The 15,479-nt window shown below is 58.4% G+C and carries 14 protein-coding genes and 1 tRNA gene; 10 read left to right on the top strand and 5 right to left on the bottom strand.

Translation table 11 applies throughout. The annotated features are described in order from the left end of the window. Nucleotides 1-183: DNA gyrase C-terminal beta-propeller domain-containing protein (locus tag VGU25_13795; GenBank protein HEV2578275.1), on the bottom strand; the 183-nt coding region annotated here is incomplete at its 3' end. 428 nt (nt 184-611) lie between these two features. Between VGU25_13795 and VGU25_13790 the strand changes: the two genes are divergently transcribed. Together VGU25_13790 and VGU25_13785 are read left to right on the top strand one after the other, a co-directional pair. Further along, nucleotides 612-1,529 carry a site-specific DNA-methyltransferase gene (locus VGU25_13790; protein HEV2578274.1) on the top strand — a complete coding sequence of 306 codons (918 nt, stop codon included), beginning with the start codon at nt 612-614 and terminating at the stop codon, nt 1,527-1,529. After that, complete coding sequence (locus VGU25_13785) at nt 1,505-2,629, top strand: hypothetical protein (GenBank protein ID HEV2578273.1); 1,125 nt, start codon at nt 1,505-1,507, stop codon at nt 2,627-2,629. Before VGU25_13790 ends, VGU25_13785 begins: the two co-directional genes overlap by 25 nt. 79 nt (nt 2,630-2,708) lie before the next feature. Here VGU25_13785 and VGU25_13780 read toward each other — a convergent pair whose 3' ends face one another. Continuing rightward, nucleotides 2,709-3,149: a hypothetical protein gene (locus VGU25_13780; protein HEV2578272.1), complete on the bottom strand. Its 441-nt coding sequence runs from the start codon at nt 3,147-3,149 to the stop codon at nt 2,709-2,711. 253 nt (nt 3,150-3,402) lie between these two features. Continuing rightward, a complete protein-coding gene (locus VGU25_13775) occupies nt 3,403-4,077 on the bottom strand; it encodes a recombinase family protein (GenBank protein ID HEV2578271.1) in 675 nt (224 codons plus the stop codon). Between the two features lie 1,821 nt (nt 4,078-5,898). Between VGU25_13775 and VGU25_13770 the strand changes: the two genes are divergently transcribed. Then, entirely contained in the window at nt 5,899-7,296 is a 1,398-nt protein-coding gene (locus VGU25_13770; GenBank protein HEV2578270.1) for a site-specific integrase, read from the top strand. Between the two features lie 33 nt (nt 7,297-7,329). On the opposite strand, the gene VGU25_13765 is transcribed toward VGU25_13770, so the two are convergent. Beyond that, nucleotides 7,330-7,406, bottom strand: a tRNA-Met gene (locus VGU25_13765). 209 nt (nt 7,407-7,615) lie between these two features. On the opposite strand from VGU25_13765, the gene VGU25_13760 reads away from it, so the two are divergent. The 7 genes from VGU25_13760 (at nt 7,616) to VGU25_13730 (ending at nt 15,107) form a co-directional block, all read left to right on the top strand. Further along, entirely contained in the window at nt 7,616-9,181 is a 1,566-nt protein-coding gene (locus tag VGU25_13760) for a BON domain-containing protein (protein ID HEV2578269.1), read from the top strand. Nucleotides 9,182-9,427: 246 nt separating this feature from the next. Continuing rightward, the gene (locus VGU25_13755; GenBank protein HEV2578268.1) at nt 9,428-11,392 is read left to right on the top strand and encodes a peptidyl-prolyl cis-trans isomerase; all 1,965 of its coding nucleotides are present in this window, start codon (nt 9,428-9,430) and stop codon (nt 11,390-11,392) included. Between the two features lie 91 nt (nt 11,393-11,483). After that, on the top strand, nt 11,484-13,070 hold the full coding sequence (gene malQ / locus VGU25_13750) for a 4-alpha-glucanotransferase (GenBank protein ID HEV2578267.1): 1,587 nt from the start codon (nt 11,484-11,486) through the stop codon (nt 13,068-13,070). Nucleotides 13,071-13,129: 59 nt separating this feature from the next. Continuing rightward, nucleotides 13,130-13,312 (top strand): hypothetical protein, encoded by a 183-nt coding sequence (locus VGU25_13745; protein ID HEV2578266.1) that lies wholly within the window; start codon nt 13,130-13,132, stop codon nt 13,310-13,312. A gap of 10 nt (nt 13,313-13,322) precedes the next feature. Continuing rightward, nucleotides 13,323-13,847 (top strand): 3-hydroxyacyl-CoA dehydrogenase NAD-binding domain-containing protein, encoded by a 525-nt coding sequence (locus tag VGU25_13740; GenBank protein HEV2578265.1) that lies wholly within the window; start codon nt 13,323-13,325, stop codon nt 13,845-13,847. A gap of 67 nt (nt 13,848-13,914) precedes the next feature. Then, on the top strand, nt 13,915-14,148 hold the full coding sequence (locus VGU25_13735; protein HEV2578264.1) for a hypothetical protein: 234 nt from the start codon (nt 13,915-13,917) through the stop codon (nt 14,146-14,148). Between the two features lie 62 nt (nt 14,149-14,210). Then, complete coding sequence (locus VGU25_13730) at nt 14,211-15,107, top strand: hypothetical protein (GenBank protein HEV2578263.1); 897 nt, start codon at nt 14,211-14,213, stop codon at nt 15,105-15,107. A gap of 125 nt (nt 15,108-15,232) precedes the next feature. Here the strand turns inward: VGU25_13730 and VGU25_13725 are convergent, their stop codons facing one another. Further along, nucleotides 15,233-15,433: a cold-shock protein gene (locus tag VGU25_13725; protein ID HEV2578262.1), complete on the bottom strand. Its 201-nt coding sequence runs from the start codon at nt 15,431-15,433 to the stop codon at nt 15,233-15,235. Between the last annotated feature and the right edge of the window lie 46 nt (nt 15,434-15,479).

Below are 15,479 nucleotides of genomic sequence, written 5' to 3'. Positions count from 1 at the left end.
GCCCTTGCCGCCGCGCGACTGGAGGCGGTAGGCGTCGACGTCGGTGCGCTTGCCGTAGCCGTTCTCGGAGACGGTGAGGATGAGGCAGGGGGTGAGGCCGAGCTTCTCGTCGAGCTTCTGGAGCTTGGCGGCGGCTTCCTCAGAGAGCGCGGGCGCGGCGGCCACACGGCGGCCTACCAGCAAGCGAGGAGGCGGTGAGCTCCTATACGACACAAACTTTTTGTGTGACTGGTTGCTGTCCTGGACGAGTGCCTTGGGTTCAGATCGGGCCGTCCTCTTTGGCCTGATCCGAGCGGCGTGCGGAGCTGATCACAGCTGCCGCAAATGAAAACGGGGCTCTCAACTCTTTGACCCGGAGGAGAACCCATATTTTCGGATGGTTGCGGGGGCAGGATTTGAACCTGCGACCTTTGGGTTATGAGAAGCGGCACCATAAACTAAGTGCTTTAGAATCAGTCGTCCGCTTCTTGCAAACTGCTGCCCCACAACGCCTATTGCCGACGTAAATACAGTCGATTCAGGTCGATAGAGAACACCAAAGGCCGCCCGGTTATCCACAATCGGCTTTTCAATTAAGAGAGGATGCGTGGAACACTCTCTAAGAGTTGGCTATGGCTTCAAAGCACGGGGATTTGCGTTTGATGCAGGGAGATGCGTTCGACCTTTTTCAAGAACTGGCCCCCGGCAGCGTGGATTTGGTTATCACAAGTCCCCCCTATTGGGGGCACCGCGAGTACGGCCTCGGCCACAATTGGGACTTGTTCAATGACATCCCGAGCGTTCGGAAGATAGGTGAGGTGTCTCCCGGATACGAATGGTACAGGAGCAATGCTGGAGTCTTGGGTTTAGAGCCGTACCCAGAGTGGTATATCACTCATCTCACCGAGATTTTGGACCGTGCAGCGAGGTCGCTGAAGCCCACCGGCAGCATGATTGTCAATATCGGTGACACCTACTTCGCTCGATGGAGCAGCGTGAGGGACGCGGGTCGTCAGGGACTTTCAGAAGAGGGCAGGTATCGGAGGAAGACACCGCTCGGAGGATTCCGACAAGAAAAGCAGCTTCTTCTGATTCCGGCTCGGTTTGCAATCGCTATGCAGTCACGTGGCTGGATACTGCGCAACGACATCATCTGGTACAAGCCGAACGTGACGCCCCGCCCCGAGGGCGACCGGCTGAAGTTGTCACACGAGCATCTTCTCCACTTCGTCAGACGCGCAAGTGTAGGGCGTCCAAAATATTATTTCGATTCGAAGGCGGTAGCAGACCGCCACAACGATGTTTTGCTGGTTAACGTGGCTCCGGGAGAAAACGGGCATTCGGCAACCTTCCCGCGTGACCTTATCAGACCTCGCATTTTGACCTGTTCACCACCGTCTGGGGTCGTGCTTGACCCGTTCTCCGGTACCGGCCGGGCGCTCGAAGTCGCGCTTGAGGAAGGTCGGAAGGCAATCGGCTTCGAGTTGCAAAAGAAGTTCAGTGACGCTGCTATTTTGAAATTGACATGCCACCAAAAACCGCGAAAGTAACCCCAGAAAACGAGCTGCCCCCCGGCAACTATGTGAGCGAATGGCTCGGACACCGTGTGTATCCATCTGTGAAGATGGATGTTTCGCAGTTCTTGGGCAAATCATTCGGTTCGTGCCCGTTCCTCTCGGAGGCTCTGCAAAAGCCAACGACCTGCGTCAAAAATGAGAATTCCTTTGGCGTTTGCACCGTGAGTTCTGGCAGCAACGGTTCGATTCAGGACTGGCTTGCATGTCCGTATCGTGTTATTTCGAGTGACTTGATTAAGAGTGCGTGTGAGCGCATTTTTGCTCAAACAGATGTTGTTCAGCCGGTGCCCGTCACTTTGCTACAGGTTCCGCCAGAGCTTCAAAAGTTCAAGGAAACTATTCCCTCTGGAAAGTCCGGATACGTGTTTTTCCAAGCAAAGCTTGGCGGTGAAATATCCGTCATTGGAACATCTAAGTCGCCAGAAATGTCGTTCGATGTCACGCTCGTCGAAGTTCGAAACGACGATGGAAACTTTAAGATAGGGCGGTACGGCATCGTCGAAATTCAAACGATGGACTTTCACGGTTCCTATCGAGCGGCTGTGCAAAATCTGCGCGATGCCCTGAGGCTCCATCGAGGAGATTTTCCGGATGCACTTCGCAACAACATGAGATGGACGTGTGAGGGTGTCGAAGGACCGAACATCGCCAATGTATTCAAGCGCACGTTCTATCAGATACTCATCAAATTCCAACTGGCGGGCCAGGGTGCCGCCGCTGGAACTGTCCTCGCCATTCCAGAAGCCGTGTGGGATAGCTGGCAACCATTTTTGGGAGCACCGGAGTTGCAGAGCGTTAGCGAGAATGTTTTCACACTTAAGCCGGTTGACGACGCTCCCAACTCAAGCTCAAGCACTAACGCTTACATAACAGTGTTTGACCTCGATGGTAATGCTGATGCCGCGATAAGCCCGGTCAGAGTGAAAATGCATATCAAAGTGGACGCAGAGCAGTTGGCCCATCACGCGTTCAAAGTGGTTCCGTCAGGAATGCTCAAGTCTTTGTCAGAGGCGGATTCGATTCTCACCCGCATCAAAGAAAGACTTGCAAAATATTGGCCAGAGCTAATCTAGCGAGAAGCACAGGATGCACTTTAGACGCTTCCTCCACAGTCCGAGAAAACTGTGAAGGAAGCATCCGTCTGGGCTGGATTCAACGGGCAGACCTAATCGCCTTTCCCAGATGGTTCGCCCAGTCCTCTGCAACTTGCTTCGACAAATCGTGGCTCCCGCTTTTCTCCGAGGAATACGAGAAAGCGACCGCGCTCGACTTCGGGTCGATTACTGCAATGCTCGCGCTGTAGTTGGTACGCTTGTGTAAAGGACTCACCAGAGAACCATTACCGCTAGTACCGCCGTCAGTTTCTCTCCAACTACCGGTCACCACGTAATCGGCTTGGGACTTATCAAGCACAATGGTAACCGGAACATTCTTCGCCAGAAGCGCAGCCGATAGGTAATTCTCAAAGCCGTTCATCGGGGCGATATAGACCTTGGCGTTTGCTGGTACACCTCCAGCGAGGGCGGCGACACTAGTCATTGCGAAGGCAACAAACAAAAAGAGCGACAGAAACAGACGAGTTTTAGATGACACTGATGACTCCTCCACGAGTTGTATTGAGACACGACTGCCTGATTTGAAGACGAGCTTACCTAAACTCTTCAAGGGCATACGACGACTTAGCGGTTTTGTTGCGGGGCTATCTTATCACCACTCCTTTTAAGCATTGAACTCCCCGCAAGGGGCTACAGATTGCTGTGCTGGTGGGAGAATGCGTCAGAGGGTATAGCTCGACTGACTCAGTGTTGTTTCGTAGCGTATCCGATACGCTTCGCGTCTCATGTAGCTACGCGGCGTACTTCAGAATGCGTTGCACTTGAACAGCGGACCATTGACCGCCACGCGGCGCAGGTGTTCCCTCAGCATTCAACGCTTCTGCAATCGCTCTCAGTGTGACCAACCCTTGGCGCTGCTTCTCTTGAATGAGAGGCAGCACATCCGCCCGGTATTTGGCCGCGTTCTCGTGGCGGGTCCGCAGAGCTGCTTTGCGTCCTTTATGCCCCACCTGAGTGATGTCCCAACGTAGACCGCCTAGCTCTGTTCCACGCGACTTAGCAGCGGCGAGCGCAGCCTTCGTGCGGGCGCTGATGGCTTTGGCTTCGTACTCCGCCATCGCCGCCATGATGTGAACCGTGAGCTCGTTTGCTTGTGGCAGGTCCACCGCAACGAACTTGACGCCGCTCTCCATGAGGGTGGAGATGAACGCGACGTTACGCGCGAGTCTATCGAGCTTCGCGACCAACAAGGTCGCGCGATGCAGACGGCAAAGGGAGAGGGCTTTTGCCAGCTCTGGGCGGTCGCTACGCTTGCCGCTCTCGACTTCAACCAATTCAGATACCAGCGTCCACTTGCCGCCGTCCAGAAAGCCTGCTACGGCCTCACGCTGAGCTTCTAGGCCGAGGCCGCTCTTGCCCTGCCGCTGTGTCGAAACCCTCAAGTAGCTGACGAACTTCCCATTCATGTCCCGATAACCCCGTGTAACGTCTTTAACGATGCTCGTTGTTAGAAACGTAACACTTCACACCACAGGATGCAACACTACCTTCCCGTCCATCGACCCATCCTCGGCGCATCTTTGAGCTTTGTAACTCACGAGACAAAAGGATGGTAACGTCCCTAACCAACCCTGCCGTTGACCCCACGGCGGAGGCGCCCGGCGACCGTTCACACTCGTCTGCTCATGGCGCGGCCAGAGTCAGAGAAGCGGCACCGCAGTTGCGATGAACTCGTGAGGCGCCTACTGCAACAGGTGTCGTGCAGCACATTTCCAGCAAACACGAGGGTCTGAGAGACGATTTGCGAGTCGAGATTGAAGGTGGGGAAGTGGGGGAGAACACCCAGGACTTCGAGGGGGACTTGAACTCCCAAAGAAATATGAAAGAGTTTTGCCGTTTCTTCTTGACACAACCGACATTCTGTGCTTGACAAATCGGCAACTTTCCTGTAGCATAGATAGATACTGGATAGCTGCCAAGAGCACCAGTCAGCGGGTTGAGCGTTCTACCACTTTACGTTCCCCCCGCTTTTTTATGTCGGCGAAGGTCGCCACCATAACAACCCAATAAGGACCAGTACTTGTAATAACGTAAGAGCATTTTGTCGGTAGACCTCTGCCGATAACGATGCTTTTGCTCAGTACTGGTGCGGGTTGACATCATTCCCTGCTATGGGTCACTGGGTAAATCTTGGCTATTTCTATTCCCGTCATCAATCGCGTATCCCACGAGATTGAATCACTTCTTACGCAGCGCGGTTTCATGGAAGACGCTGTTCGCCTCAACAACTGCTTCGGATATAAACACTGCCATAGCGCGTACTGCATGAAGTGCGCCAGTCGGAGAGTCTACCGCCAGCGGAAACACCTGCTGACTAAGCTCCCTGCTCTGCTCTCCGAAAATCCCCGCTATCAACTGTGGTTTATCACCGGTGCTGCTGCCGATAGCCCTGACGTGTATGCCTCTTCCCGCGCAGCCGTTACCGGCATGAGGCGGCTTCTGAAGCACGCACGCGTGAAGCATCGGGTTGTCGCGCAATTCTCTGTTCTGGAGATTGCTCACAAGCCCGGCAGAGAGCATCCTTGCGCTCATGTGCATACGCTTGCCGTAACGAAGACATTAGACAAGGGCAAATACCGCATCTCCAAAAAAGATTGGATTGCGATGTGGGAGGAGGCATGCGCTCTGCACCGGAAGCCTCTGCTCGTACCGTGCTTCCCACGGCAGGGACGCCCCTCGAAGACCAGACGTGTAACAAAGACCAGACGTATCGCGTACGCCAAACGTGCTACCGAGAAGAAAGCTCACGAGAGCCTCGTGGCTAAATTAGTACCGCGTGACGGACGCCACATTCTCCGCGTAATTCGTTACGTCACGAAGTGGGCGAATCCCAGAAGAATCGCATACGACTACCGCCGTCTCATGAATCCCAATCCCGACGTTTTCTTGGAACGGGTAAAGGCTCTCAAGGGTGTGCCTCGGTTCTTCGGTGAACTGCATGCTCCGGCGTGATTTGATGCCCATTGCCCGCGTTTGCAGGGCCGTGGAGCCATCGAGAGTGGCCGGGGACACCTCAGACCTATCGAAATGTCCTTGGGGCTTACTACAGCAGCGTTCGCGTACACGGTACGCTTGTGCTTCCCCAACTCTCTGGCGGGGCTGGTTTCACCTCAAATCGGATTGCCTATCGCGGCACTTGGCTGCGAACGTGAACCGAAGCGAGAAGACAGGGGCGATAATCTCCGCTTTGTGGGCACCCCGTATGCCTCGGGACCATAGGTATCTCGATGATTGCTTCGGCCTGCGAAGCGACCTCGAACAATACATCTGAACTGTTGAACCCTCCGGTTCTCAGTTCGACCATCAAGCCGCGTCGCAACTTTTTGGGTAAGCGGCTTCCCAGAACCTCTAAACTCAAGAGCACGACTGGTTCTACTGCACGGAAAGAAGACCTCGTGCAACGTAGACGATTCCAAAAAGGAAGTGTGTATCAGAACAAAACCAAAACTCTGTGGAAGGGCGGATATTCAGAGTACGTCCTGAACGAACACGGAGTGGAGGTCCGCAAACGTCGTGAAGTCATGCTCGGGCCGGTCAAGAAGGCTGACGGCGCGACAACAACAAAACGAGAGGCTCAGCGCCTTCTACAACCGTTCCTTGACAAAGTGAACTCGTCCATCGCGTCGCCAGCTACGGCGCGAAAGTCCGCAACCTTCATGGCCTTCTCGGAGGTGTGGGAACGAGATTACCTGTCGCTCTGTAAGCCCGCCACTCAAGTGAGCGAACGGAGCAACCTAAAGCGGCTCAAGGCAGCTTTCGGTGAGAAGGACATCAGGCTGATTGATGCCGGAGACCTTCAGCGGTTCATCGCTTCCAGCACGGCAGAGGGCCTGAGTCCGAAAACCATCCGTAACCTGTGGGGAACAGTAAGCCGTATCTGGGACGCTGCTCACGCACAGAAGTTTGTGGACGCGGTTCTCCCAAAGCCCAAGTTGCCGCGCAGACGGAAACCTAAGCCTCGGACCTTCACTCTGCCCGAAGTCGCCAAAATCATCGCTTCGTCCCAAGGAGGACACCGGGTGTTCTATTGGCTCGCTGCGGAGACGGGACTCAGGGCAGGCGAACTGGCTGGTTTGAAGCTGGATGATATCGACGGGGAACGGCTTAGAGTGGACAGCTCCATCTGGGGTGGTAATGAACAGGCGCCGAAGACAGAGAATGCGCTTCGGACGCTTGCCATCTCACCCCAACTGCTCGGACTCCTCTGGGAACAGGTCATGCGCCAGAAGCAAAGAGGGCACGAGTACCTGTTTAGCAGTTCAACAGGAACGCCTCGGGACATGAACTGTTTCCGTGGACGGAAGATGAAGAAGCATCTCGAATCTGTCGGAATCGTGAAGGCAGGTTTCCACGCATTCCGCCATTTCAACTCTGGGATGATGCTCGCACTGGGCGTTCCTCTCACAGTGGTCAAGGAGCGAATGGGTCATGCTGCCATCGGCATCTTCACAGTGGATGTGTATGGGGGACAGCCGGACTGGCAACATAACCTCGATGCCGCTCGAAGGATTGGCGGGGAAATCGAGCGAGCAGTCGCGAAGGAGGAACAGCAGCAAACGGCTGAGGCCGATGTCAGCCTAACTACAGTTGCAATACCGGAAACGCAAACGGCTCAGGAGGTCTAATCTCCTAAGCCGTTTATTTCCTACAACTAATCTTGGTTGCGGGGGCAGGATTTGAACCTGCGACCTTTGGGTTATGAGCCCAACGAGCTACCGGGCTGCTCCACCCCGCATCCCTATGATGCCACTCGCCGGCGCCCGGGTCAAACCGGCGCTGACCGAATGAGAGCCCGATCGCCCAAGCAATCGGGTATTCACCGGGAATGCTCAGCTCCGAGCGGAACTTTTCCTTCCAAGTAGCGTCTGATTTGATGGACGGCGCCTGCCCGAAGTGTCTGCAAACCGCTAGCGATACCTCGGCGCCGACAGGAGCACACAGACTATGAGCCTCAAAGGCTTTTCTCGTATCAGCCACCCCATCCTCGTTGGCAGCTTCGTCGTGGGCACTGCGGCCTTCGCCCAGAACCAGCCCACGCAGGGCAACATGCCGGACGCCCAGATCGAGGCCAACGTCCTCCGGGCACTGGCCAGCGCCCCCGAGCTTTCGACCCAGAACATCCAGTCCGCCACTGTCTATGGCACCGTCACCCTGACCGGCAACGTGCACGACGAGGCGATGCGCACCAAGGCTGAGAACCTGGTCGCGCGTGCCGTGGGTGTCAAGAAGGTCGTTGACGAGCTTGCACTCGGCGACTCTCCCGCAACCTCCGATCAGGCCGCTGTCGATCAATCTGGCGATCAATCCGCTCAGGCCGCTCAGCAACCGCCCGCTGGCGGTCAATTGCAGTCAGACGGCAGCTACGCTCCGGCCCAGCCACCCTCGGAACAGGCCGAAAACACTGCTCCTCCAATGCCGAACCAGCAACAGCCGGACTACAACCAGCAACAGCCGCAACCGCCCAACGGCACCCAGCAGGCGCCGGACGGCAGCCAATATCCGGGCGGCTATGGCCCTCCGCAAAACCAGCCTCAAGCTCCTTACGGCCCACCTCAGGCCAATCAGCAGTACCCCGGCGGCTACGGTCCTCCACAGGGTCAGCCTCAGCAGCAGCCGTACGGCGCACCTCAGGCTAATCAGCAATACCCCGGCGGTTATGGACCTCCTCAGGATCAGGGTCAGGCGCAACCATACCCCGGCCAGCCGCAACAGTATTCGGGTCAAGCACAGCAGTATCCTGGTCAAGCACAGCAGTATCCTGGCCAACAGCAGCCCTATCAAGGCCAGCCGCAACCATACGGCCCGCCGCCTCGTCGTCCGCTATACAACAACGGTCCGGACCAGGCCTACGCCCCTCCCGGAGGACAGCAGGCAGGGCTTTCGGTCACAATCCCCGAAGGAGCGATGCTGCGCATCCGCATCAATCGCGGCCTCGACTCAAATCACATCAAGCCTGGCACACCGTTTGACGGCACCGTCATCAATGACGTAGCCGCCGATGGTGCAATTGCGATCCCGCGCGGCGCCTCCGTGCAGGGCACCGTCGTTGACGCCACCAAAGCCGGTACGCTGAGCGGTCGCGGCGAGCTCAGCCTCGCCATCAACAGCGTCACACTCGCGGGCGTCAGCTATCCGCTCGAAACCAAACTCTGGGAGCAGCACGGCCGTGACAAATCCACCACGACCGCCAACAGCGCCCTTGGGCTCGGCGCCCTCGGAGCCATCCTCGGCGGTATCGCCGGCGGAGGCACGGGCGCTGCCGTTGGAGCCGTCGCCGGTGCCGGCGTCGGGGTCGCCGGATCCGCCTCATCGCCCAGCGGACGCGTCATAGTTCCTCCCGAGGCAGTCATCACCTTCCAGCTCGCCCAGCCGGCCGTCGTGAAGACCGTCTCCGAGCAGGAGATGGCTCGACTTGCCTACGCTGCCGGTGCCAACCCCCAGCAGCCGCCGATGCGCCGTTACTACAGCCCCTATTACGGTTACTACTACGCTCCCTACTATGGCCGCTGAGGTCTGATACCTGAAGACAGAAGGGCTGCGAATCCGCAGCCCTTTCTCTTTTTGAATCAGCGCTTGCGCCGATTGGCACATTCCGCGCACGAATGTTCCCTGCCCTGCTGATTTATACTCAGAATGAAGCCCCTGCAAGCAGGCGTGATGCGTCTCGGCAGCGAGACACCAATTATCCTGCGCAAAAATCCCGGGCACACGAGACCACTCCATGTCTCGTTTTGAAGTGAAGGTCGTCAACCAGGCATGATCCGCATCTTTCAGCAGGACAATAAAGCCACCAAGATCATCTTCGGTCTCATCATCGCCGCCGCCAGCGTCGCCATGGTCATTACCCTGGTACCCGGCATCTTCAGTGGTGACGACACATCGAACAATACCGCGGTCTTCGCGACCGTTCGCGCTCCCGGACTCTGGGGCCGCCTCTTCGGTGGCAGCGATGCCATCACGATGCAGGAGGTCTCGCAGCAAACCGAGCGCCAGATGCAGCAACAGCACTACCCAGACTTCGCGCGCCCCATTCTCATGAACAAGGTCGGCCAGGAGCAGGTCGAGCGTGCTGTCCTCGTTCGCGAAGCCGACCGCCTCGGCCTCCAGGTCTCCGACGACGACCTTCGTCGTGAGCTCCAGACCGGTCCGCTCTCGCAGTACCTCTTTCCCGGCGGCAAGTACATCGGCGATCAGGGATACATGAACTTCGTCGAGCAGTTCTTCGGCGTCGGCGTCTCTCAGTTTGAGAAGGAAGTCAAAGAGGACCTTGAACTCGCACGCCTTCAATCCCTAGTCACCGGCAGCGTCACCGTCTCTGACAGCGCCGTCCGCGCCGCGTACCTCCAGCAGGGTCAGAAGGTGAAGTTCAACTACGCGGTCATCTCCGCTGACGACATCAAGAAGACCATCAATCCTTCTGACGCCGAGCTGCAGGCCTTCTTCAACCAGAATTCCGCGCGCTACGCCAACGCCGTACCTGAGACCCGCAAGCTTTCCTTCTTTGCCTTCGACGACGCCAGCCTTCCCGGCGGCAAGCCGCAGGTCAGCGAGGCCGAAATTCAGGCCTACTACAACGGCCATCAGGATCAGTTCAACGTTCCTGCGCAGGTCAAGACACGTCACATCCTCATCTCCGCACCCAAAGGCGCCGACACGGCCACCGACAACGCTGCAAAGGCGAAGGCACAGGACGTCCTCAAGCAGCTTCAAGCTGGCGGCAACTTCGCAGAGCTCGCCAAGAAGTACTCCGATGACCCCGGTTCCAAGGACCAGGGCGGTGAACTTCCCCTGATGCCGGCCAGCAACCTCGATCCCGCCTACGCTTCAGCGGCGATGGCCCTCAACCCCGGCCAGACCTCCGGTCTCGTTCGCTCGCAGTTCGGCTATCACATCATCCAGACCGAACAAAAGCAGGCCGCGCACACCAAATCCCTCGCCGAGGTGCATGACTCCATCGTCGCCGCACTCGAGAGTCAGAAGGCTGCTTCGGCCGCACAGAACTACGCCAACCAGCTCGTCACCGAAGCCCGCAAAGACGGCCTCGAGAAGACTGCGCAGGCACACAACCTCCATGTCGTCACGACCGATTACATCGCCCATGACGCCACAATCCCCAGCCTGCCTGATTCCACCGGCCTTCTGACCGCAGCTTTCAGCGCCACCAAGAATGCTCCTCCGCAGAGCGCATCGACAGGCGAAGGCTACGCAGTCTTCCAGGTACTCGATATCAAGCCCGCGCACGCGCCCGACTTCGCATCCTGGAAGTCGCACGTTCTCGATGACTACCGCGAGCAGAAGGCGCCTGAGCTCCTCAACGCGCAGCTCATCAAGCTCGCCGATCGCGCCAAGGTCCTCAACGATCTCTCCAAGGCCGCTGCCGAGATGAAAATCCCGGTCAAGACCAGCGACCTCGTCGGCCGCGACGCCCAGGTCCCTGATATCGGTTCCATGACCGGCCCCGCATCCGTGCTCTTCTCGCTTCCGAAGGGCGGCATCTCGGGCCCGATCAATGAAGGCCCCAATGGCTCTGTGGCTCAGGTTGTTGACAAGCAGGAGCCCACTCCCGATGACATCGCCAAGAACCTCTCCGCAACCCGGGAGAAGCTCCTCGACGATCAACGCCAGGAGGCCTTCGGTCTCTTCGCTACCTCCCTGATGCAGCGTTACCAGCAGGGCGGGGCCATCATCTACAGCCGTAAGCAACCCGGCGGCCTGCCGTAAACTCGTCGCACTGCGCAGGCAGGATCGCGGCATCCCGCCTGCGCATGACATACGTCCTACGCTTCAGGTCACAAGCGGGTGAAGGAGCGCAATGACGTCAGAGCGGGTTTCAGGAGTTCTGCTGCACATAACCTCGCTTCCCTCCTACGGCGGCATCGGCGACTTCGGGCCGGCCGCCTTTGCCTTTGTCGACTTCCTGGCCGCAGCCAAGCAGCGGCTCTGGCAAGTCCTCCCGCTTAATCCCACCGGATACGGCAGCTCGCCCTACTCCGCGCTTTCCGCCTTCGCCGGCAATCCGCTCTTGATCTCGCTCGAGCGCCTGGTCGATGCCGGTTGGCTTTCCCCACACCGCATCGAAGGTCTCCCCGGCCACAACGGCCCCTGCAAATTCGAGCTCGCCTTCGAAGCCAAGCGCCCACTTGTCGAAGAGGCCGCCGCCAACTTCCTCGACAACGCAAGTCCCGACGACCGCGCCCGCTTCCAGCGCTTCTCACAGGACAACATCTCCTGGCTCACCGACTGGGCCATGTTCGCCGTCCTTCGTCACCGCTTCAACTACTCCGGTTGGATCTCCTGGCCGTCCGAGTACGCTCTCCGTCAGTCCGACGCGATGACTGCACTCCTCAATGACTCCAGTCGCGAGATCGCCATCGAGCAGGTCATTCAATTCTTCTTCGCCGAACAGTGGAACGCTCTCCGTTCCTACTGCGCCGAACGCAAGATCAAAATCCTCGGCGACATCGCTATCTTCGTCAGCTACGACTCCGCCGACGTCTGGACCCACCCCGAAATCTTCGAGCTCGACGATCAGCGCAGGCCCACCCGCGTCTCCGGCGTCCCACCCGACTACTTCTCCGCTACCGGACAGCGCTGGGGAAATCCGCTCTACAAGTGGAGTCTGCTTGAAGAGCGCGGCTTCGACTGGTGGATCGCGCGCGTTCGCCGCTCGCTTGCCCTGTACGATCTCATTCGCCTCGATCACTTCCGCGGCTTCGAAGCCTTCTGGTCCATTGCCGCCGATGAAGAGACCGCGATGAACGGTCACTGGGTCAAAGCTCCAGGCCACGCCCTCTTCAATCGCCTCAAAGAAATCTTCGGCGATCTCCCCTTCGTCGCCGAAGACCTTGGCCTCATCACTCCCGAAGTCGACGAGTTGCGCGAATACTTCGGCATGCCCGGCATGCGCATCCTTCAGTTCGGATTCGCCGAGCGCGGCGGCCACACCTACCTGCCCCACCGCTACATCGCCAACACCGTCGTCTACACCGGCACGCACGACAACAACACCACACTCGGCTGGTGGCGCGAAGACACAACGCCCGACGAGCGTAACAACGTACAGATCTATCTCGGCCCCGTCGACCAGCACAACGACTGCGAGATCGTCTGGCAAATGATCCGCGCCGCCGCCGATTCTGTCGCCAACATCGCCATCTATCCGCTGCAGGACGTCCTCGAGCTCTCGAGCGAAGCCCGCATGAACCGCCCGGCCGCCGCCTACGGCAACTGGTCCTGGCGCTTCGGTCTCGACGAGCTCAAGTCAGAGTTCGCTCACCGCCTCTGCGCCATCACCGAGATGTCCGACCGCGACGGCTACCAGAAGCCCATCGAGGGCGAATCCGCCGGCAGCCCCACCGACTCCGCCGCTCTCCGCATTCAGGAAGGCGCCGCCCGTTAGCCGACAACTTCACAGCGCAACCGCGTAAACTAACACCAGACCACACAGGAGATTCTGCAGTGCCTCTTTCCGGTGAAGCCATCCGCACCATGAACTACGTTGACGACATCTCCGTCACCCTGCGCCGCATCCTCTCCGTGCTGCCCGTACTGTCTGACGAAGAGAAGGCCCGCGTCGCCGACCACATCCGCCAATCCGAACCCAGCTACGAGTCTGTCCTCGCCGCACTCACCTCAAAGTAAGCCCGCACCGATGCATACCTCCTGCCCGCTGCGCCGCATTGCGGTCATCGGTGCAGGAGCGGCAGGCCGCGACTTCGCCCTTCGCTCCGTTCGCGCCGGCTTCGACGTCATCCTCGAGGACGTCATGCCTTCCCGCCTGCGCAGCGCCCACCACGCCATCGCTTCAGAAACACCTGCAGGCGCGCTTCATCTCGCCTCCACCGTTGAAGAAGCCGTTCGCGACGCCGACCTCGCCATCGACTTCGTTCCCGACGAGCTCGAGTCCAAGCTCGAAATCTTCTCGATGCTCGACCGCATGGCGCCTCCCCGCACCATCCTGGGCACACCAACCACCGCACTCAGCATCGCCGATCTTGCCTCCTGCACCTATCGCCCGCAGTTGTGCTTCGGCCTTCGCTTCCCGACTCAAATCTCCGCCGAACTGATCCACACATCGCGCACATCGGCCGACGCTCTCTCCGCCGTCGCCAGCTGGCTTGCCGCAATCGGATTCGCCGTGACCTCTCTGCGCGATACAGCCGAAGCTTCTCTATAGCTGAAATGAAATCTGCACAAAACCTGGTCACGGCGCACACCCCCAGATTCGCGTCCTATCAGCCCAGGTGATTCTTCTCAAAGCAATCGTCGCTGTGATCCACGCGATCCTGCAAACTGCGGCATCCGTTCTGCTCGCCGGTACTTCTCTCCTGATCGTCATAGCCATTGCCATCGCAGTCGTCGTCGCGCTGATTGCAACGCTCGCCGGCGGGCTCGGCTTCGGCGGAGTTCACTGGCTGCGCCGCCGCTGGCGCGACCGCCGCAACCCCGGTTCCAGCGATGATCCACCCTCCTCGTAAATCCCTCCGCTCTGTATAGTGAGGCCATGCACCGTCGGGTCCTCGCAGGAATTTTTTTCCTTTTGCCCTGCCTCGTCGCGGCCCCGCAGACTTCTACTCCAACGGCAGCTGTCAGCACCGCGACCGACTCCGCCGCTGCCGACCCACCCGCTCCTCTGCCCGACATCCAGACGCTGCTTGCCCGCGTTCGCGCCCGCTACGACGCCCTCGAAAGCCTCCGCAAAACCTACGTCTGCACCATGAGCCAGGTCGCCGACGAGTTCTCCTCCAACGGCAGCAAGAAAACTCACACCGACGAGTACCAAGCCTTCTACGTCGCCAACACCGAAGTCCTCCAGCACCTCTCGCACGACGGAAAGCCGCTCTCCGCCCAGGAAGCGCAAAAGGAACAGGAACGCGTCGATAAGCAGGTCGCCAAACTGAAATCCCAGCAGAACAAACCTGCAAGAGACGAAGTTCGCCTCAGCGCCAGCGCCCTTCTGAGGCTCGCAACGTTCAGCAATCCTCGTCGCGAAGTACTCAACGGCCGTCCCACTCTCGTCTTCGATTACGTAGGCAATCCGCACGCGCCCGCCAAAGACCTCAGCGAAGAGATCATGCGCGAACTCACCGGCACGCTCTGGGTCGATGAGCGTGACAACGCAATCCTTCGCCTCAACGGAACCCTGCAGGAGAACTTCCACATAGGCGGTGGTCTGCTCGTCAATATTAAGAAAGGCAGTTCGTTCGACTTCACCGAAGCGCCCGTCAACGGCGAAATCTGGTTCCCCCAGCAATTCACCGCACACGTCGATGGTCGCTTCCTGCTCCTGAAAGGTTTCAACGGCAACGCCCGTGACACCTTCTCCGATTACCGCAAGCTGAAGACCTCGATCACCATCCTGCCCGGAACCAAAGTACTCGACGACTCAAACGCCCCGGTCACCACTCAACCCACCGCTCCGCAGCTGCAGCAGTAACCTCATCACCCGCAACAGCTCATTAACGGAGACAGGGACAGCCTTCGCTGTCCCTTCTCACATCTCGTAGCGTCCCTACAAGCCTCAAAAAAGTTGAATCTGTGGGGGTGCCGACTGATCGATGACTACAGCGGCTGAACGTCAGACGCCTGCCAGCCCTTGGGCCCCTTCACAACATTGAACTGAACGGCCTGACCTTCTTGAAGGCTCTTGAAACCGTTCGTATTGATTGCTGAGTAATGTACGAAGACGTCCTCGCCGTTCTGCCTACTGATGAAGCCAAAACCCTTGGCGTCGTTGAACCACTTCACCGTTCCCTGTTCCATGTCTCGTAAATCCTTCGTGTTGTGACTTTGACGCTGAATCCAAATC

This window comes from Acidobacteriaceae bacterium (assembly GCA_035944135.1).
Taxonomy (GTDB): Bacteria; Acidobacteriota; Terriglobia; order Terriglobales; family Acidobacteriaceae; genus Granulicella.
Note: the sequence above shows the minus strand (reverse complement) of the source record. Positions and strands in the feature narration are given on the sequence as shown.

Coding starts and splice junctions, on each gene's coding strand:
- VGU25_13770 (HEV2578270.1), top strand. CDS start 5,899: ATGATTGCTTCGGCCTGCGAAGCGACCTCGAACAATACATCTGAACTG.
- VGU25_13725 (HEV2578262.1), bottom strand. CDS start 15,433: ATGGAACAGGGAACGGTGAAGTGGTTCAACGACGCCAAGGGTTTTGGC.
- VGU25_13785 (HEV2578273.1), top strand. CDS start 1,505: ATGCCACCAAAAACCGCGAAAGTAACCCCAGAAAACGAGCTGCCCCCC.
- VGU25_13760 (HEV2578269.1), top strand. CDS start 7,616: ATGAGCCTCAAAGGCTTTTCTCGTATCAGCCACCCCATCCTCGTTGGC.
- VGU25_13790 (HEV2578274.1), top strand. CDS start 612: ATGGCTTCAAAGCACGGGGATTTGCGTTTGATGCAGGGAGATGCGTTC.
- VGU25_13775 (HEV2578271.1), bottom strand. CDS start 4,077: ATGAATGGGAAGTTCGTCAGCTACTTGAGGGTTTCGACACAGCGGCAG.
- VGU25_13740 (HEV2578265.1), top strand. CDS start 13,323: ATGCATACCTCCTGCCCGCTGCGCCGCATTGCGGTCATCGGTGCAGGA.
- malQ (HEV2578267.1), top strand. CDS start 11,484: ATGACGTCAGAGCGGGTTTCAGGAGTTCTGCTGCACATAACCTCGCTT.
- VGU25_13755 (HEV2578268.1), top strand. CDS start 9,428: ATGATCCGCATCTTTCAGCAGGACAATAAAGCCACCAAGATCATCTTC.